Below are 19,250 nucleotides of genomic sequence, written 5' to 3' on the forward strand. Positions count from 1 at the left end.
TTGGAGGAGATATGCCTTATCAAAAACGCTCGATTGATTCACGAGTGGATTATAGTTTAATATTACCAGTATTTTGTTTGCTTTTTATTGGTATTGTTGCCATTTATATTGCAGTTAGTCATGATTATCCTAAAAATGTTTGGCCGATTGTAGGGCAACAGATTGCTTGGATTGCTCTGGGGACAGTTATCAGTTTGATTATTATGCTATTTAATACAAAATTTCTTTGGCAAATAACGCCATACTTATATGTATTTGGCTTATCCCTGATGGTGCTTCCGCTTATTTTTTATAGTTCAGAATTAGTTGCTTCGACAGGAGCAAAAAACTGGGTAACTATAGGGCGTGTCACCTTGTTCCAACCGTCTGAATTCATGAAAATTTCTTATATTCTGATGTTGTCACGAGTCGTTGTTAATTTTTTGAAGCGCTATAAAGATAGAGAGCGAACAATTCAATTAGACTTTTTTCTGATTTTTGAATTAGCACTTTATACCTTGCCTGTCCTGATTTTGTTGGCATTGCAGAGTGACCTAGGGACAGCTTTAGTTTTTATTGCCATCTTTTCAGGAATTGTTCTCCTGTCCGGTGTGTCTTGGAAAATAATCGTACCAGTTGTTTTGACAGTTCTGATTGTAGGTGGTGGCTTTTTACTTATTTTCATTTCAAAAGACGGGCGAGCCTTTTTGCATCAAATTGGGATCCCAACTTATCAGATTAATCGAATTTTGGCTTGGTTAAATCCATTTGATTATGCGCAAACAACTACGTATCAACAGGCACAAGGTCAAATAGCAATTGGTAGTGGTGGTCTCTGGGGACAAGGGTTTAATGTATCCAATCTATTGGTGCCTGTACGTGAAAGTGATATGATTTTTACTGTCATTGCAGAAGATTTTGGTTTTGTCGGTGCAACGATTGTGATTGCCTTGTACTTGCTATTGATTTATCGTATGTTAAAAATTACGCTGAAATCAAATAATCAATTTTACACCTATATTTCTACTGGTTTTATCATGATGTTACTCTTTCATATTTTTGAAAATATCGGAGCTGTAACAGGAATTTTACCTTTAACAGGAATCCCGCTTCCATTCATTTCTCAAGGTGGTTCTTCGATTATTAGTAATTTAATTGGTGTCGGACTCTTGCTTTCGATAAGTTATCAAAATAATCTCTCAGATGAGAAACGCTCCCATTATCCTACAAGGCATAAAAAAGTAGTATTAAAACAATTAAAATAAAGGAGAAGAAGTATGATGAAAGTAGCTGTTATGTTAGCCAATGGATTTGAAGAGATTGAAGCGTTGACGGTTGTGGATGTTCTGCGTCGTGCTGATATTACTTGCGAAATGGTTGGCTTTGAAAAGGTTATAACGGGTTCTCATGGTATTTCAGTTCAAGCAGATAAAGTTTGGGCTGGAAAGTTAGAGGATTATGGCCTAGTAGTGCTGCCGGGAGGAATGCCTGGGGCGACAAATTTGCGAGATGATGATCGTTTGATGTCAGCTCTACAGAAGATGCAAGAAGAAGGTAAGTGGATAGCAGCCATTTGCGCAGCACCGATTGCACTCAATCGTGCAGGAATCCTAAAGGATAAACAGTTTACCTGTTACGATGGTATCGAATCAGATATTGATTCTGGTACTTATATCAAGCAAACCGTTGTTGTTGATGGGAAAGTGATTACTAGCCGAGGACCTGCAACTGCTCTAGTTTTTGCTTATGAATTAGTTCATCAGTTAGGCGGAGATAGTGAGCGGCTTGCAACGGCAATGCTTTACAATGATGTTTATGGTGATTGATTTTCTGGGATACTGAAACTTATTTGGAATTAACCAAGTAAGTTTTTTTATGGGAATTCATATCTAAAATAAGCTCTCCTATCCCTTTTTACCGCCATTTTTTAGAAAAATATGTTATAATAAAGGATATGGATTATCAAGATTATATTTGGGATTTAGGGGGAACTCTCCTCGATAATTACGAGACTTCAACGGCTGCTTTTGTAGAAACATTAGCTAGTTTTGGTATTCAAGCTAACCATGATGAGGTTTACAAGGCATTGAAGATTTCCACTCCCTATGCAGTTGCTCAGTTTGTGCCTGATATTCCTCCATTCTTACAAACTTATAAAGCGAACGAAGCGATAGAATTAGCTCATCCTGTTTTATTTGAAGGGGCTTCGGAGTTGCTTAAGAAAATTCTTGCGCAAGGAGGGCGTAATTTTCTGATTTCTCATCGGAATGACCAAGTTTTAGAGATTCTTGAAAAAACAGGGATTTTGGCATATTTTACGGAAGTTGTGACTTCTAGTAGAGGCTTTAAAAGGAAGCCAAATCCTGAGTCGATGCTTTACTTAAAAGACAAGTATCAGATTGAGAATGGTTTAGTCATTGGAGATCGTCCGATTGATATAGAAGCTGGTCAAACAGCTGGTTTTGCGACTTATCTCTTTGATAATATGGAAAATCTCGAGCAATTTATAAAAATATAGAAAAGGAATCGTATGTCAGAAGAAACTAAAGAAATGCAAGCACAGGATTATGATGCTAGTCAAATTCAGGTTCTCGAAGGGTTAGAAGCTGTTCGTATGCGCCCAGGAATGTACATTGGCTCAACTTCAAAGGAAGGACTTCACCACCTTGTTTGGGAAATTGTGGATAACTCAATTGATGAGGCACTAGCAGGTTTTGCAACTCATATTCAAGTATTTATAGAAAAAGATAATTCGATTACAGTTGTCGACGACGGTCGTGGGATTCCTGTGGATATTCAAGAGAAAACAGGTCGTCCTGCGGTAGAAACAGTCTTTACAATTCTCCACGCTGGAGGAAAATTCGGCGGTGGCGGTTATAAGGTTTCCGGTGGCCTTCATGGGGTGGGTTCTTCCGTTGTCAATGCCCTCTCAGCTCAGTTAGATGTTCGGGTTTACAAAAATGGTCAGATTCATTTTCAAGAATATCGTCGCGGTCAGGTCGTAGCGGATTTGAAAATTATTGGAGAAACAGATCGAACAGGGACAACTGTTCACTTTACTCCAGACCCAGAAATATTCACAGAAACTGTTGAATTTGATTTTGAAAAATTGAATAAACGGGTACAGGAACTAGCGTTCTTGAATCGCGGATTGCGGATTTCTATCACAGATAAACGCGAAGGATTGGAACAAACAAAAGATTACCATTATGAAGGTGGAATTGCTAGCTATGTCCAATACATCAATGAAAACAAAGACGTTATCTTTGAGAATCCTATATATACAGACGGAGAAATGGATGATATTACTGTTGAAGTAGCTATACAATACACAACAGGTTATCACGAAACAGTCATGAGTTTTGCAAACAATATCCACACTCACGAAGGTGGAACTCATGAACAAGGATTCCGTACAGCACTCACGCGTGTCATCAATGACTATGCGAAGAAAAATAAACTTTTAAAAGAAAATGAAGATAATCTAACTGGTGAAGATGTTCGTGAAGGTTTGACAGCTGTCATCTCTGTCAAACATCCTAATCCTCAGTTTGAAGGACAAACAAAGACAAAGTTGGGCAATAGTGAAGTTGTTAAAATTACCAATCGTCTCTTTAGTGAAGCCTTTTCAGATTTTCTTTTGGAAAATCCTGCAGTTGCTAAGAAAATTATTGAGAAGGGAATTTTGGCATCTAAAGCTAGGATTGCAGCTAAGCGGGCACGTGAAGTGACCCGCAAGAAATCAGGACTAGAAATCTCCAACTTACCTGGTAAATTAGCAGACTGCTCTTCCAATGATCCGCACGAAACAGAATTGTTTATCGTGGAAGGAGACTCAGCAGGTGGTTCAGCCAAGTCTGGTAGGAATCGGGAATTTCAAGCTATTTTACCAATTCGTGGTAAGATTTTAAATGTTGAAAAAGCCAGTATGGATAAAATCTTGGCAAATGAAGAAATTCGTAGCCTCTTTACTGCAATGGGAACAGGCTTTGGCGCAGACTTTGATGTGAATAAGGCTCGCTATCAAAAGCTAGTCATTATGACTGATGCTGATGTTGATGGTGCCCATATCCGAACTCTTCTGTTGACATTGATTTATCGTTATATGAAACCTGTTTTGGAAGCAGGATATGTTTATATTGCACAACCGCCTATTTATGGTGTTAAAGTTGGCAGTGAAGTGAAAGAATATATCCAACCTGGAGCCAATCAAGAAGAAGAGCTGCAGTTGGCATTGGAACGTTATTCTGAAGGTCGCTCCAAACCAAGCATCCAGCGTTATAAAGGGTTAGGTGAAATGGATGATCACCAACTTTGGGAAACAACAATGAACCCAGAACATCGCTTAATGGCGCGTGTTTCAGTAGATGATGCAGCAGAAGCAGATAAGATTTTTGACATGCTGATGGGTGATCGTGTAGAACCTCGCCGTGAATTTATCGAAGAAAATGCCGTTTATAGTACATTGGACGTTTAAAAAAATCTGAAAAAATTCACATTTACCAGTAAAATTATGATATAATAATCATGATTATTTTCAAGTAATATTTTGAAGGAGTTTTACATGTCTAACGGACTAATCGTACTAATTATAGTGATAGCAGTTCTCTTAATTGTTGCTTATATAGCTGCTGTCTTATTGAGAAAAAGAAATGATGCTTTACTTGCTAAGTTAGAAGAGCACAAAGAAGAACTTTATAATCTTCCTGTAAACGATGAAGTAGAAGCAGTTAAAAATATGCACTTAATCGGACAAAGTCAAGTGGCCTTTCGTGAATGGAATCAAAAATGGGTTGATCTTTCTTTGAATTCTTTTGCCGATATTGAAAACAATCTTTTTGAGACAGAAGGTTACAATAATTCGTTTCGATTTTTAAAGGCAAAACACGGTATTGATAAAATCGAAAGTCAGATTGACCTAATTGAAGAGGATATCACTGCTATTCGTAACGCACTTGCTGAGCTAGAAAAGCAAGAGTCAAAAAACAGTGGTCGTGTCCTGCATGCCTTGGATTTGTATGAAAAGTTACAGGTATCTGTTGCGAATGATACAGAAAGTTATGGTTCGGCACTTCCTGAGATTGAAAAGCAATTAGAAAAAATTCAATCTGAATTCTCTCAATTTGTAACCTTAAATTCATCAGGAGACCCTGTTGAAGCAGCAGAAATTTTGGATAAAACAGAAGATCACATCCTTGCTTTGACGCATATCGTTGAAAAAATTCCAACTCTTGTATCAGAATTAGTGGAAAAATTGCCAGAGCAGTTAGAAGATTTGGAATCTGGTTATCGCAAACTGTTGGAGTCAGGATATCATTTTATTGAAACGGATATTGAATCTCGTTTCCAACAGTTACACACTAGTTTGAAACGGAATAGCGAAAACGTTGCCAGTTTGGAATTGGATAATGCGCAGTATGAAAATACGCAAATTCAAGAAGAAGTGGATGCTTTGTATGACATGTTCAACCGAGAAATCAAGTCACATAAAGTAGTTGTCAAGTTAGTCAATAGTTTACCAGGTTATTTGGGTCATACAAAAGAAAACAATCAAAATCTGTTGACAGAGATTGCCCGCCTTTCAAAATTATATCTATTGACAGAAAGTGATACGAATCATGTTCGTCGCCTTCAAAGTGAACTTTCGAGTTTAGATGATGTTGTTTTAGAAGCTATTGAAGATTCTTCAGAAAGAAAACAAGCTTATTCTGTTCTTCAAGAAAATCTTGAAACAATTCAAAAACGCGTGAAAGAAATTGAAGATGAGCAGTTAGTACTGAGTGAAAAATTGGCCAAAATTGAAAAAGATGATGACAATGCTCGACAAAAAGTCAATATTTATATCAACAAACTGCATACAATTAAACGTTATATGGAAAAACGCAATCTGCCAGGTATTCCACGAAGTTTCTTGACCATTTTCTTTACTGCAAGTGATAACACGGAAAGCTTAGTGGCAGAATTGGAGCAGTATCGTGTCAATATTGAATCGGTGAATCGTATGCTGGAAATTTTGACAAATGATATGAATGAGCTTGAAAATGAAACCTATCGAATTGTTGAAAATGCAACGTTGACAGAACAATTATTACAGTATTCGAATCGCTATCGTTCATTTGATGAAGGTGTACAAACTGCTTTCGACCGTGCATTAGAAATTTTTGAGAATGACTTTGATTATCAAGCTTCATTTGAAGAAATCTCACAAGCATTGGATGTAGTAGAGCCCGGTGTAACCAATCGTTTTGTTACATCGTATGAAAAAACACGAGAAAATATCCGATTTTAAATTGAAAAGTTATACAAATAAAGAGAAGGTTTATTTCCTTCTCTTTATTTGTATTATATGAAAATCCGATTGTTCTATTCCTTTTTATAAGAAAATTACGTGGATCCTCAATGAGTAAATGTATAGGTGTTTTTTAATTCTTTACTTTCGGATCAGTCAAAAAGTAGGCAATGTTTTTTTAAGTAACCCAGAATAATGGTAGCAATTTGTGAACTGATTTTATAGAAAGCTTTTTCTGTTCAATGCTCATTTGAATGTCATTACGGTCTGAGAGGGTTAAATGTTTGTATTTTAGTTTAATAAGTCCTACTAATGTTTTGCACTATTTTGTCATTTCAATCTAACTCTTATTTGTGATGAAAACTGGAGGTGACTTTAAGAAATTACCATTGAATTTGACATTGGATATTTATACATAATTAGTTGAAAAATTAAAAGAAAAGCATTAAAATTAAAGTGTAAGCGAATGCATTTGTTTAATAAAAAATAAAGGAGTAAAAAGTGGTTAATGGAGGTGTTGATTTGTTAACACCTTCAGAATACCCTCCTCTTGAGATAGGCTCAGGAACAAATACGTTGAAAGCAAAGCCACAACAAGTTATTTTAAATATACCATTCCAAACACAGATTAATGATTATTACTGTGGACCAGCATCGGCTTCTATGATTGTTAGGTCATTAGGATATAATAAAAGCCAACATCAAATGGCTGCACTATTGGGGACTACTACCAATGGTACTAATGCTGGTAATGGAGTAGCCAATGCATTGAATGCTGTTGTTGCTGGTTCAAGATATAGATTTAATTGGGAGTGGCATACCTATACACAAATTAGTAAAATGAAAAATCATATTACAGAAGCATTGAGTTGGGGAAATCCAGTTATAGTAAATACGATGGAAAGTCCTGGGGATGTGTATCTTCAAGGTCATAATATCGGAACAGCTTTGTATCATTTTGGTGTTATAGGAGACTATTTTGATAACGGGAACTCGGTTACATATGTTGACCCAGGATATGGAAGATATGGTGGTTTTGTTATGAACCAACGAGTTACGATTCGAAATATGAGCTATGCAACTGGTGGCCGTGGTTATGCATGGTAATAGTTTAGTTAGAATTTATCCCCTCTTTTTGATTTACATTGTTCTTCTTCTTTTAACAGGTTGTTCAAATAGGGATAATGCGAGCTCATCAAGTAATTCAACTGAGACAAAAACTAACCAGATTTCAGATGCAACAGCATTTAAAACTGTTGCATCTGAAGAATTATTGAAACCTTCTATAAAAATTTCTTATCCTGAAGGGGTATATTTCACTCCTACCTATCTTACAGATGATTCACTAGTCATAGGTGGAAGCGTATGATATGAATAATCAAAGTGAAAATTATTTGGCAGTTCTAAACATTAAAGATAGAAGTTTTAAAAAAATAAAATATGTGGATAAAACATCGGAAATAGTAACTATTATTGTTAATTATGCCGATAAAGATTACATTATTTTTGAGGAATTTGATCAAGTAAATCGTAAATCAATATATTTTATCTTTAATTTACGTGAGGGGGACTATAAAATCATTCATTCAGTTTTAAATGTAAATCCTATTCATTATACGCAAATAGCGAGACAGGGTAATAAATTATATATGAATATGTTTTATAAGTCTGATATTTATAGAACGTATTCCTTTGATTTATTGTCTGGAAACATGAAAGTAATTGAAAAAGAAAATAGTAGTCACCCAATTTATTTTAATGGGAATGTATATTTTAATAGATAACAGTCATCAAATTACCAAGATAATTAAATATAATGAACATGACGAATTAAAAAAAGAAGTCAAGGAATTATCTAGGAAAGATAACTTTTATAATGGGCTTTTTTCTAAGGATAAAAATGTTATTATATCCGAATATAAACTTGGAATAAACTATTTATCTTTAGGAAATATAGAAACAGAAAAACAATTCTTTTCTTCCAATTGGATTGAAACTCTTGATTATAAAGGAAATTATATTACATTTTTAGGCGATAGAATTGATAAAGATAGGGTTAGACCACAATATTATTTATTTGATCTTAAAAAAATGATTAATTACAACTATGATGATGGGATTATTCTATTATCAAAAATAGGTATTTTCTGGGTTGATTTTTTAAAGGATGAAAAAGAAATTGAGAAGGGACAAATTTTCACCAATGACAATTCTGTAATGAGATACCTCGCCTTTGATGAATAAAAGAAAGGGGTGACAAGCATGAAAAAGAATATTGGAATGCTAGTAGGTTTGCTGTTAATAATGGTACTAGTTGCTTGTGTTAGTAGTCAAAATTCCTCACTTTCCTCCAAAAACAATAGCACGTCTTCCTCGAAAGTTTCTGAGCAATCTAAGCCTAAAAATAAGACAGATGCTACGAAGAAATCAACTGTAGATTCTAGTAAAAAATCAGAAAGTTCTGAGAAAGAACAGAGTTCGGTAGCGTCCTCACAGTCTAGCAGTGACCCGCAAACAAGTCCAACACAAGGCGGGGAGTCAGGAGAAGTCAAACCAAGTGAGAGGGTGGAGGAAAATCCTCCGATGGACCCTAGTGTTGCAGCGGGGCTGTTGATTGAAAAAGGTATGCAAGGCAGTCAGGTTCAGGCTGTGGGAGGGCAGAGAGTGCGGTTAAATGTACCTCTCATTATCCAGCGTTATTGGAATTACTGCGCTCCGGCAACAGTTTCCATGATGTTAGCTAGTAGAGGGATCAATGTTGATCAGGCTCAATTAGCTAGTGAAATGGGCACAGATGAATCTTTCGGGACACATAACAGCAATGCGATAAGAGTTTTGAATAGATATATGTTTGGCTATGATGCTCCTTATGGCAATCAGGCGGGATATAGATTGGCCACAGTGACAAATCCAAGTTCTGGTTCTGAAGATATGAAATTATTCAAAAAACGCTTGGTTCAAAATATCAATGACGGCTATCCAATGTATTACACTTTTGATAATTCAAAAATGTATCCAGGCAGAAGCGGTGAGCACAATGTTATTGGAGTAGGTTATGTGTTAACAGCAGATGGAACAGATGTGGCTTATGTATATTATTTAGATCCATCTTATATGGTTCAAGATCCTATTTATGGCGGCTTGAAGATAGTGAGTCCTGAAGAATTGCTAAATGCCATGGTTACTTGTATGGAGCCTAATTATGGATGGTAACATAAAATTGTGGACAAGATGTTTGTTAGCTAGATGAAAGCAAGTTCACCTCTAAAGTTAGATTTTGATGTCTAGTCTAGCTTTAGAGGTGTTTTTTCTATAAATAATATAGTTTGTATTTTGCAGTGTATTCCCTTTCTAGGGCAAAGAATCTGTCAAAGTAGGTTAAATTTCAATTCCTAAAAAGTTGCTTATCAGTTTATTTTGGTCTTCTTCAAACAAGTTTAATTTTTTATTCGTTTAAGATATTTTCTCAAGTGATTTTTCATATAATTTTGAATCAGATAAATCACTTGTTCATGCAGACAATCTTATTTATTGTAATTTTAATTGTTTTTGAGAAATGTTCAATAACTTGATCTTATAAACTTATAACCAATGTCTTTCAAATTTTCTTCTACTTATATTGAATGAAAATCTCAGATTTCAGCAGGAATGCGTTTTTTATTTTAGGAATTATATAACAGTCTACACCAATCACAATATGTAGTTTTTTAAAACATGATTTTTGTAAATTTGACAACTATACTGTGCAATTGTGTAAATAGGTATGTAATCCCCTTATTTTTTAATGAGTAAAAGCAACACAAACACCTTCTGGAACAAAGAAATCATGTGAGATTTCTGTTAGTTTTCCTGTTTCTGGGTCGCGTTTGAGGACAGTGGCATTGTCTGAGTCCTGATGAACTGCAATAATATACTGTTGATCTGGTGTAATATTAAAATCTCGTGGATTTTTTCCGTTAGTTGGAACAATTTCTACAAGTTCAAGAGTTCCGTCTCCTACCACTTTGTAAACAACAATTGAATTATGTCCACGATTAGAACCGTAAAGGAACCGACCATCTGTAGATAAACGAATAGCAGCTGTTCCATTAAATTCTGAAAAGTCTTCTGGTAAGGTTGAAATAGTTTGTAGGCGTTCAAATTGACCGTCGCCATCATAAATTAAAACTTCAATAGTAGAATTTAATTCACAAATAAGATAAGCGATTTTGTAATGAGGATGAAACACGATATGACGTGGACCAGCACCAGGTGTTGCATGATAGGTATCTAATCGGATCAACCGACCATAATCACTAATATCATATGTAATAACTTCATCAGTCCCCAAATCACACGTAACCAGATAGTTATCTGGTGTCAAATCTGCAAAATGCACATGAGCAGCAGCTTGGTTTTCATGCGGACCATACCCAATGTGAACATCAGAGTCAACTAATTTTAAGCTGCCATTTTCTTGTCGTCTATAAACTAAGACTTGCCCCTTATGATAGTTTGCTCCGTAGACAAGACTTCTCGTTTCATCGACACTCACATAGCAGAGAGGAGCTCCCTCAGCTACAACATGGTTGAGTAATTGGAATGTTTTATTGTAAGCTGCAATACCTCCTTCCCCATATTCAGCTCCGACAGAGTACAGGTGATGCTGCTTGTCAAAAGCTAAATACGTAGGATTCGGTTCTTTGGCAACAAGTGTTAAATTTGTTAGGTCACCTGTACTAGTATCAAGATCAGCCTTGTAAATTCCTTCAGAGCTACGACGTGTATAAGTTCCAAAATAAACTGTTTGAGTCATCATTCACCTCGAAAAAATTTGATACTTTTATTATAACATAAAAATAGATGAAATAGTTTTCATAAATGAAAGCGCCCTTCATCCTTATGCTTAAAAAATAGATAAAAAATAGATTTGAGGTAGAAAGGGAACAGATAGCTTTGTTACAATAAAATAGATTTATAGAAGCGAAATAGGATTTTTCCAAAGGATAAAGAAGTTTGCTGTAATAAGTATTTTATAAAGGTTTTTAATTATCAAAAAAGACTAAGGAATTTGTCGCTGATTTCTGAAAATGCTTTGATTTTTTGAAGAAAATTTTATACTATATCACAATGTTCAATCTTTGTAAGTTCTCTATTTTGTTGTATAATAAAAGTAATCGTTATATGGATTATTCGTCATTTTATATTTATAATTTAAGGAGTAAAAAATGCATAAGATTTTAGTAGTAGAAGATGACACTACCATCAATCAAGTGATTTGTGAGTTTTTAAAAGAAAACCATTATGAAGTGACTCCCGTTTTTGACGGTGCAGAAGCTTTGCGTATATTTGAAGAAAAATCATTTGACTTAATCGTTTTGGATGTCATGTTACCTTCCATGAGTGGTTTGGATGTACTAAAGGAAGTCCGCAAAACTTCGCAGGTTCCAGTTATGATGTTAACTGCACTAGATGATGAATATACTCAACTAGTTAGCTTTAACCATTTGATTAGCGACTATGTTACTAAGCCATTTTCACCACTTATTTTAATGAAACGGATTGAAAATATTTTCCGTAGTACAGTAACAGAATCTGAAATTCTTGTTGGGGACTTGCGTGTTTCAATCGATGATTGTACAGTTTATTGGCAAGAAGAAAAAATGTCTCCAACCAAAAAAGAATATGAAATCATCCAAGCTCTGGCTAAAAGAAAAAATCATTTAGTGACACGAGATCAATTGATGAATACAATCTGGGGTTATAGCGAACTAGATAGTCGGGTTTTGGACAACCATGTGAAAAATATTCGGAAAAAAATTCCCGGAATTCCTCTTAAAACTATTACCGGTATGGGTTATCAACTTGGGGGCGAAGAAGAGTGAGAATTGCTAAAAAGCATTTCCTTTTGACAGGAACGATTATTTTTATTGTCGTGACAACGGTTCTGGCAACACTTTATTTTGTGATGCCTGTTTATTATGATCAAGTCAAACATCGAGAGGCTAAAAGTGAGTTTTCCCAAATTGCCCAGCAGGTTCAAGGAAAACCGTCAGATGACATGGGAAAGCTTTTAAGTGACTACAATCGAAAGAATACACGCGTCTGGTTTAGCATATTAGATGCAAAAGGAAAACTTATTTATCCTCGTATTGATTTAGCTAATGAAAAGGGGGAATTTCAATTAACAATTTTACCCTCTGACATGAGCTTGAATAATCAAACCAAAAGTATGAGTAAGAAGATAAAAACGGCAGAAGGTACCACATTGACTTTGCGTGGAGAATATTCCCTCCAACCAATATCGGATGCTAATTATGTGCTGTTAAGCCTCTATCCTTATATCTTATTCTTTTCTTTAGCACTAGGTGGTGTGGCAGCTTTTCTTTACAGTCGATTTGCAACCAAACGCATTAAAGAAATTTCAGAAAGTACGCGTAAGATGGCAACTCTTTCTCCAGATGTAATTTGTCCAGTCAAAGGTCATGATGAAATTTCTAATCTTGCTCAAGATATTAACACTCTTTATCAAAATCTGTTGATGAGTATTGAAGCTTTGCGATTGGAAAATGAAAAAGTGGCTGAAAGCGAGCGGGAGAAAGCAGAGTTCCTTCGTATGACCTCTCATGAGTTGAAGACACCAATCACTAGCATGATGGGAATTGTAGATGGTATGATCTATGGAGTTGGTGACTTCAAGGATAAAGATAAATATTTACATAAATGTCGTGAAATTTTAGAAGAGCAATCTAAACTTGTGCAATCCATTTTGGCGATTTCTAAGATTGAAATGCGTATAGAAGCGGAAGAAGAGGAGTTTTCACTTAAGCAGCTTTTAGAGGAAAATTTAAATACTTATAAAATGCTGGCTGATATGAAAGGTTACAAGTTTATCGTTCATTTAGAAGAACTTCATGTGCATGGTAACAAAATGTATTTATTAAAGGCGATTAAAAATTTATTGGACAATGCTTTTCATTATGCATTAGCTGGCGGGGAAATTTTTTTAACGATTCAAAATGGTCAGTTAATGATTGAAAATGATGCGGAACATGTGTTGGATGAACAGCAAATCCAGCAAATCTTTCAACCATTTTATCGTCCAGATTACAGTCGCAATCGTAAAGACGGTGGAACAGGTCTGGGACTCTTTATTGTTCAACAAATTTTGGAGAAACACAACTTGCGTTATCGCTTCGAGGCGGTTGATGGCAAACGAATGCGTTTTATAATTTTTTTCTCAGATAAAGAAGACTAAAAGTGGGAATGGGATAGAACTAAATGAAACAAAAATTTAGTTCGTAGTCTCCCCTCGTAAAGTTGTTTAATAGTTTTCTAGACTGTTGAGGTGGTGAATGAAGAAAACGAAGTTTTTGTCAAAAATTTTCTTCCAAGCTTGAAAAGCGAACCGCCTTGAAACTTGCTTCGCAAGTTCTATCCGATTCCTCAAAGTAGTGCTTTGAGGAATCAGTTATTGCGGTGTTGGTTTATTATATTATATAGTGTATTTTGAGGTTGGGAATTTTTGTCCCAACCTCACTTTTTTATATTTGACTTGGACGCAAGGAAGAAATTCACAAATGGCTACTTTTTCTTCAAGAATTTTTTAGTGAAAAATGCTACAATGAGATAAATAAAGAAAAGGATGTCTGTATGGAACATAAAAAGAAGGATTTCAGTCTATCGTGGTTTTTTCGATGGTTTTTAGATAATAAAGCAATCACTGTTTTTTTGGTGACATTATTGCTGGGATTGAATATTTTTGTATTAAGCAAAATTAGTTTCATTTTTATTCCTGTTCTAGAATTTATCGGGGTTATTATGCTGCCGGTTATTTTAGCGGGGCTTTTGTATTATCTATTGAACCCGATCGTGGATTTTATGGAGAAGCATAAAATAAATCGCTTGGTTGCGATTACGATTGTTTTTATTTTGATTGCTTTGCTTTTGATTTGGGGATTGGCTGTGGCAATTCCAAGTTTGCAACATCAGATTGTGAGCTTTGTAAGGAATTTACCAGCTAATTTGCAAAAGTCGAATAAAATCATTCAAGATTTTTTGGAAAATCGTATTTCTGATGATGTCAAGCCTCAATTGGAAGAAATTGCCAACAATTTTTCAGATCAAGTGACGACTTGGGCAAGTAATTTTTCATCGAAAGCAGTGAATTGGGTGAGCACATTGATTAGTACGGCTTCGCAAGTGATTGTAGCTATTATCATCATGCCTTTTATCCTTTTTTACCTTTTGCGAGATGGGAAAAATTTGAAATCTTATTTGACAAAATTCATACCAACAAAGTTTCGTGACCCTGTTGGTCAAATTTTGACAGACGTCAATACACAGCTTGCTAATTATGTTCGTGGTCAGGTGACTGTTGCTATCATTGTAGCGATTATGTTTATCATTTTCTTTAAGATAATAGGACTTCGTTATGCAGTTACGCTTGGAGTAACTGCAGGGATTTTAAATTTGGTTCCCTACTTAGGAAGTTTTCTCGCGATGTTACCGGCTCTTGTCTTAGGTTTGATTGCTGGACCGCTTATGTTATTGAAAGTTATTGTTGTCTTTATTGTAGAGCAAACGATTGAAGGGCGGTTTGTATCACCATTGATTCTCGGTAGCCAATTGAATATCCATCCGATTAATGTCCTTTTTGTCCTTTTGACAGCTGGTTCTATGTTTGGTATTTGGGGTGTTTTACTGGGAATTCCAATCTATGCTTCTGCAAAAGTTGTGATTACTGCTATTTTTAAATGGTATAAAAAAGTTAGCGGTTTGTACGAAGAAGAATTAGTAGATGAAACAGGAGAGAGAATTGAACAACAGTGAAAAAATGGTCGCTTCTCTACAAAAACAGGATTTGGCGCATGCTAATAAATATTTTGAGAGAGCCCTAACAAATGATACAGAAGAAGAATTACTTGAATTGGCCGATTACTTAGAAAGTATCGGCTTTTTCCCTCAAGCTAAGCGAATTTATGAAAACTTAGCTCCTCACTATCCAGAATCCTATATTAGTTTAGCACAGATTGCTAGTGAAGATGGGAAAGTGGAAGAGGTCTTTGCTTATCTGGAAGAAATTAATTTTGATAGTGATTGGTACGTGACGGCTCTATTGGTTAAAGCCGATTTGTACCAAATGGAAGGGTTGCCGGACGTTGCAAGAGAAAAACTAGCCGAAGCAAAGCAATTGACTGACGAGCCGTTAGTAACTTTTGGTTTGGCTGAAATAGATTTTGAATTGGGAAATTTTAAGCAAGCCATTAAAGAGTATGCTAGTTTAGACAATCGTATCATTTATGAGCAGACGGGTGTCTCTACTTATCAGCGCATTGGCGTTTCCTATGCAAGTCTTGGTAAATTTGAAGCAGCGATTGAGTTTTTAGAAAAAGCTTTAGAGATTGAATACGATGATACGGTGGCCTTTGAACTAGCAACGATTTTATATGATCAGAAAGAATATCAAAAAGCCAATCTGTACTTTAAGCAAATTGATACGATTTCGCAAGACTTTGAGGGCTATGAATACGGTTATGCTTTGTCGCTTCATGCAGAACATCAAGCAGAAGAGGCATTACGCCTCACGCAACAGGGTTTGAGCAAAAATCCATTTGATACACGTCTTTTGCTACTGGCTTCACAACTTTCTTATGAGCTACACGATGAGCAAAAGGCAGAAGAATATCTGCTGCAAGCGCAAGAAAATGCTGAAGACGAGGAAGAAATCGTACTACGTTTGACGAATCTTTATGTGCAGCAAGAGCGTTTTGATGAAGTTTTGGCATTTGAAGAGCGAGATGTAGATAATGTTCTGACGAAGTGGAATATTGCACGTGCCTATCAAGCTTTGGAACATACAACAGCAGCTTTGGAGCGCTACAGTCTGTTGCTCTCAGATTTACAGGAAAATCCAGAATTTTTAGAGCAATATATTTATCTACTTCGTGAAATGGGTGAATTTGAAAAAGCAAAACACCAAGCAGAGCATTATCTTCGCCTCGTTCCGGATGACGGTATCATGCAGGAATTGTACGATAGTTTGTAAAAAGAGTAACAAGCACAATCCTATAAGACGCATGGGAATTATGATATAATGATGAGCGTGATATTCAGGAAGGACGAAGAAAATGACTGAAAAATTTGGTGCTGATCTAATTGTAGATAGTTTAATTAATCATAAAGTGGATTATGTGTTTGGGATTCCGGGTGCAAAGATTGACCGTGTGTTTGATACCTTAGAGGACAAAGGTCCACAACTGATCGTGGCTCGTCATGAACAAAATGCTGCTTTTATGGCACAAGGAATTGGGCGGATTACAGGAGAGCCAGGTGTCGTGATTGCAACCAGTGGACCAGGCGCTTCAAACTTAGCAACGGGCTTGGTTACTGCGACCGCAGAAGGGGATCCTGTACTAGCTTTAGCCGGTCAGGTCAAACGAGCTGATCTTCTTAAACGTGCACATCAGTCCATGGATAATGCTGCACTGTTTAAGCCGATTACCAAGTATTCTGTCGAAGTGCAAGATGGCAATACTCTTTCAGAAATTATTGCCAATGCTTATCGTCATGCCAAATCAGGAATGCCGGGGGCAAGTTTTATCTCCATTCCACAGGATGTGGTGGATAGTCAGGTTCATGTGAAGGCTATTAAACCGTTGACGGATCCGCAACTGGGTTCTAGCTCAGTGGCTGACATCAACTACCTAGCGCAAGCGATTAAAAATGCTGTGTTGCCCGTTCTTCTCTTGGGGAATGGCGCTTCAAGTGCTAAAGTGACGGCTTCTATTCGTCAGTTGTTGGAGCAAGTACAGTTACCTGTGGTGGAAACTTTCCAAGGTGCTGGAATTGTTTCACGTGGTTTGGAAGAAGCGACCTTCTTTGGACGTGTGGGTCTGTTTCGCAATCAGCCGGGGGATATGCTTCTGAAAAAATCTGACCTAGTCATCGCTATCGGCTATGATCCGATTGAGTATGAAGCACGCAACTGGAATGCTGAAATTTCTGCCCGCGTCATTGTGATTGACGTAGAGCCAGCAGAGATTGATACTTACTTCCAACCGGAGCGGGAGCTGATTGGAGATATTGCAAATACTTTGGATTTATTGCTGCCAGCGATCAACGGCTATCAATTACCAGAAGGGTCGCGGGAATATCTGCAAGTTTTGCGAGATAAAATGGACGGTGATGTGAAATTTGACCGCAGCCAAACTGAAACAGGACGACTACACCCGCTGGATATTGTCGAAGTCTTGCAGGAAAATACGACAGATGATATGACAGTTACAGTAGATGTGGGTACGCATTATATTTGGATGGCACGTTATTTCAAGAGCTATGAACCAAGGCATTTGCTTTTTTCAAATGGGATGCAAACGTTAGGAGTGGCATTGCCCTGGGCAATCTCAGCAGCCTTGGTTCGTCCCAACACAAAGATCATTTCTGTGTCTGGCGACGGCGGCTTCCTCTTTTCAGCTCAGGAGCTAGAGACAGCGGTTCGCCTGCAATTGCCAATTATTCATCTTATTTGGAACGACGGGCATTATAATATGGTGGAATTTCAAGAAGAAATGAAATATGGTCGTTCATCTGGAGTGGACTTTGGGCCTGTTGATTTTGTTAAATATGCAGAGAGTTTTGGTGCGAAAGGATTCCGAGCAACATCTCCAGCAGAATTAACACAGTTGCTCCAAAAAGCCTTAAAGGAAAATGGACCGGTTATCATTGATGTGCCAGTGGATTACAAGGACAGCAGTACACTAGGAGAAACGATTTTACCAGATGAGTTTTATTAAATTGAAACTGGGAAAGGGCTCAAGACTATTTCAAGAGAGTTCAATTTCTCATTTTCTTGTACGGTTGATGTGTAGTTCAGTATTAAAAAGTAAAAGGCTGGATGTGAGACCTGCTTTTTTCAAGGAAAGATAGTAAAAATTGCCTAGGAGGAGAAATGGCAAAGCTTGTAACATTATTTCACTACAATACTTTGGGGGCTTTGATGGCGGGGCTTTACAAGGGGACGATGACGATTGAAGAATTGCTTCAACATGGCGATTTAGGGATTGGTACTTTAGACTCTATTGACGGAGAGCTGATTGTGCTTGACGGTAAGGCTTATCAGGCCAAGGGAATAGGAGTAACTCCTGAAGTGATAGAAGTTTCAACAGATAGGACGGTTCCTTATGCTGCAGTGGCTTTTCACAGAGCAGAAGCGTGTTTTCGTCAGGACGTTGAGCTGACTGATGAAGCGTTGAAGAAGCGCATAGAAGCTAGCTATGTCGGGGAAAATCTTTTTCGCTCAATTAAGATTCATGGTGAATTTAGCAGCATGCACGTGCGAATAGCTCCAAAATCCTCTCCGGGAAAGAGGTTTGCAGAAATCGCAGCTCATCAGCCGGAGTATCATGCAGAACACATTTCAGGAACGATTGTTGGCTTTTGGACGCCGGAGCTGTTTCACGGCGTCAGCGTAGCTGGTTATCATCTTCATTTTCTATCTGATGACCACCAATTCGGTGGACATGTCATGGATTTTGTCATGAAAAATGGAGAGGTTGAAATCGGAACGATTGCGGCTTTGGAGCAGCATTTTCCGCTTCAAGACCAAGATTTTCTCTCTGCAAAATTGAATGTGTCGAAGTTAAAGAAAGATATTGAGAAATCTGAATAAAAAACAGTGGACAAAGTTAGACAAAAGCTCAAATTCCATTCAAAATTCAAAAGAATGATGCCAAAAAGGCTTAAAATCGTGTTGTTAAAAGCACTGATTTTAAGCCTTTTACTATTCTAAGAAGTTTTTTCAGTCCCTTATAATGAGAACAAGTTCGTCGCCTCGGTCGACAAAGTGAACGAGAACTGGTTTAAGCTGTCGTCCACATTGACGACCTGCTTGAGAACTGATTTACTCTGTCCGAGGGTCGTACAGCTTACCTGAAAAGAGATTCATTCCGTCCGAGGGTCGGATAGCCTGTCTGAAAAGAGATTCATTTCATCCGAGGGTCGG

17 protein-coding genes are annotated in these 19,250 nt (G+C 36.9%); 16 read left to right on the top strand and 1 reads right to left on the bottom strand.

What is annotated here, in order from left to right; genetic code table 11:
- The first annotated feature begins 11 nt into the window (after positions 1–11).
- The 10 genes from SCSC_RS02985 (at position 12) to SCSC_RS03030 (ending at position 9,481) form a co-directional block, all read left to right on the top strand.
- Positions 12–1,244: an FtsW/RodA/SpoVE family cell cycle protein gene (locus SCSC_RS02985; RefSeq protein WP_006269943.1), complete on the top strand. Its 1,233-nt coding sequence runs from the start codon at positions 12–14 to the stop codon at positions 1,242–1,244.
- Positions 1,245–1,256: 12 nt separating this feature from the next.
- Positions 1,257–1,805: a DJ-1 family glyoxalase III gene (locus tag SCSC_RS02990; RefSeq protein ID WP_006269930.1), complete on the top strand. Its 549-nt coding sequence runs from the start codon at positions 1,257–1,259 to the stop codon at positions 1,803–1,805.
- Positions 1,806–1,933: 128 nt separating this feature from the next.
- On the top strand, positions 1,934–2,497 hold the full coding sequence (locus SCSC_RS02995; RefSeq protein WP_003069805.1) for an HAD family hydrolase: 564 nt from the start codon (positions 1,934–1,936) through the stop codon (positions 2,495–2,497).
- A 12-nt stretch (positions 2,498–2,509) separates the two neighbouring features.
- Positions 2,510–4,456 (top strand): DNA topoisomerase (ATP-hydrolyzing) subunit B, encoded by a 1,947-nt coding sequence (gene gyrB / locus SCSC_RS03000; RefSeq protein WP_006269927.1) that lies wholly within the window; start codon positions 2,510–2,512, stop codon positions 4,454–4,456.
- Positions 4,457–4,543: 87 nt separating this feature from the next.
- Positions 4,544–6,268, top strand: coding sequence for a septation ring formation regulator EzrA (gene ezrA, locus SCSC_RS03005; RefSeq protein ID WP_006269928.1), 1,725 nt, complete (start codon positions 4,544–4,546; stop codon positions 6,266–6,268).
- A 501-nt stretch (positions 6,269–6,769) separates the two neighbouring features.
- A complete protein-coding gene (locus tag SCSC_RS03010) occupies positions 6,770–7,375 on the top strand; it encodes a C39 family peptidase (protein WP_006269923.1) in 606 nt (201 codons plus the stop codon).
- Positions 7,365–7,637 carry a hypothetical protein gene (locus SCSC_RS03015; RefSeq protein WP_006269940.1) on the top strand — a complete coding sequence of 91 codons (273 nt, stop codon included), beginning with the start codon at positions 7,365–7,367 and terminating at the stop codon, positions 7,635–7,637. The genes SCSC_RS03010 and SCSC_RS03015 overlap by 11 nt, the downstream gene beginning before the upstream one ends.
- Before the next feature lies 1 nt (position 7,638).
- Entirely contained in the window at positions 7,639–8,052 is a 414-nt protein-coding gene (locus SCSC_RS03020; RefSeq protein WP_006269945.1) for a hypothetical protein, read from the top strand.
- Positions 7,991–8,512: a hypothetical protein gene (locus SCSC_RS03025; RefSeq protein WP_142743653.1), complete on the top strand. Its 522-nt coding sequence runs from the start codon at positions 7,991–7,993 to the stop codon at positions 8,510–8,512. The genes SCSC_RS03020 and SCSC_RS03025 overlap by 62 nt, the downstream gene beginning before the upstream one ends.
- Before the next feature lie 18 nt (positions 8,513–8,530).
- Positions 8,531–9,481 carry a C39 family peptidase gene (locus SCSC_RS03030; RefSeq protein WP_006269929.1) on the top strand — a complete coding sequence of 317 codons (951 nt, stop codon included), beginning with the start codon at positions 8,531–8,533 and terminating at the stop codon, positions 9,479–9,481.
- A 568-nt stretch (positions 9,482–10,049) separates the two neighbouring features.
- Here the strand turns inward: SCSC_RS03030 and SCSC_RS03035 are convergent.
- Positions 10,050–11,063 carry a lactonase family protein gene (locus tag SCSC_RS03035; protein WP_006269937.1) on the bottom strand — a complete coding sequence of 338 codons (1,014 nt, stop codon included), beginning with the start codon at positions 11,061–11,063 and terminating at the stop codon, positions 10,050–10,052.
- A gap of 412 nt (positions 11,064–11,475) precedes the next feature.
- Between SCSC_RS03035 and SCSC_RS03040 the strand changes: the two genes are divergently transcribed.
- From SCSC_RS03040 to budA, 6 genes are all read left to right on the top strand, one after another.
- Positions 11,476–12,132 (top strand): response regulator transcription factor, encoded by a 657-nt coding sequence (locus SCSC_RS03040; protein ID WP_003069790.1) that lies wholly within the window; start codon positions 11,476–11,478, stop codon positions 12,130–12,132.
- Positions 12,129–13,505: a HAMP domain-containing sensor histidine kinase gene (locus SCSC_RS03045; protein ID WP_003069789.1), complete on the top strand. Its 1,377-nt coding sequence runs from the start codon at positions 12,129–12,131 to the stop codon at positions 13,503–13,505. The genes SCSC_RS03040 and SCSC_RS03045 overlap by 4 nt, the downstream gene beginning before the upstream one ends.
- A 395-nt stretch (positions 13,506–13,900) precedes the next feature.
- On the top strand, positions 13,901–15,079 hold the full coding sequence (locus SCSC_RS03050; protein ID WP_003069788.1) for an AI-2E family transporter: 1,179 nt from the start codon (positions 13,901–13,903) through the stop codon (positions 15,077–15,079).
- Positions 15,066–16,295, top strand: a complete 1,230-nt coding sequence (locus tag SCSC_RS03055) for a tetratricopeptide repeat protein (protein WP_006269931.1) — start codon at positions 15,066–15,068, stop codon at positions 16,293–16,295. Before SCSC_RS03050 ends, SCSC_RS03055 begins: the two co-directional genes overlap by 14 nt.
- Before the next feature lie 82 nt (positions 16,296–16,377).
- Positions 16,378–18,042 (top strand): acetolactate synthase AlsS, encoded by a 1,665-nt coding sequence (alsS, locus tag SCSC_RS03060; protein ID WP_115342912.1) that lies wholly within the window; start codon positions 16,378–16,380, stop codon positions 18,040–18,042.
- Positions 18,043–18,197: 155 nt separating this feature from the next.
- A complete protein-coding gene (gene budA, locus SCSC_RS03065) occupies positions 18,198–18,917 on the top strand; it encodes an acetolactate decarboxylase (RefSeq protein WP_006269926.1) in 720 nt (239 codons plus the stop codon).
- Positions 18,918–19,250: the final 333 nt, after the last annotated feature.

The sequence above is a fragment of the Streptococcus constellatus subsp. constellatus genome (assembly GCF_023167545.1).
Classification (GTDB): Bacteria; Bacillota; Bacilli; order Lactobacillales; family Streptococcaceae; genus Streptococcus; species Streptococcus constellatus.

Coding starts and splice junctions, on each gene's coding strand:
- SCSC_RS02990 (WP_006269930.1), top strand. CDS start 1,257: ATGATGAAAGTAGCTGTTATGTTAGCCAATGGATTTGAAGAGATTGAA.
- SCSC_RS03035 (WP_006269937.1), bottom strand. CDS start 11,063: ATGACTCAAACAGTTTATTTTGGAACTTATACACGTCGTAGCTCTGAA.
- SCSC_RS03030 (WP_006269929.1), top strand. CDS start 8,531: ATGAAAAAGAATATTGGAATGCTAGTAGGTTTGCTGTTAATAATGGTA.
- alsS (WP_115342912.1), top strand. CDS start 16,378: ATGACTGAAAAATTTGGTGCTGATCTAATTGTAGATAGTTTAATTAAT.
- SCSC_RS03050 (WP_003069788.1), top strand. CDS start 13,901: ATGGAACATAAAAAGAAGGATTTCAGTCTATCGTGGTTTTTTCGATGG.
- SCSC_RS03020 (WP_006269945.1), top strand. CDS start 7,639: ATGAATAATCAAAGTGAAAATTATTTGGCAGTTCTAAACATTAAAGAT.
- ezrA (WP_006269928.1), top strand. CDS start 4,544: ATGTCTAACGGACTAATCGTACTAATTATAGTGATAGCAGTTCTCTTA.
- SCSC_RS02995 (WP_003069805.1), top strand. CDS start 1,934: ATGGATTATCAAGATTATATTTGGGATTTAGGGGGAACTCTCCTCGAT.
- SCSC_RS03015 (WP_006269940.1), top strand. CDS start 7,365: ATGCATGGTAATAGTTTAGTTAGAATTTATCCCCTCTTTTTGATTTAC.
- budA (WP_006269926.1), top strand. CDS start 18,198: ATGGCAAAGCTTGTAACATTATTTCACTACAATACTTTGGGGGCTTTG.
- gyrB (WP_006269927.1), top strand. CDS start 2,510: ATGTCAGAAGAAACTAAAGAAATGCAAGCACAGGATTATGATGCTAGT.
- SCSC_RS02985 (WP_006269943.1), top strand. CDS start 12: ATGCCTTATCAAAAACGCTCGATTGATTCACGAGTGGATTATAGTTTA.
- SCSC_RS03040 (WP_003069790.1), top strand. CDS start 11,476: ATGCATAAGATTTTAGTAGTAGAAGATGACACTACCATCAATCAAGTG.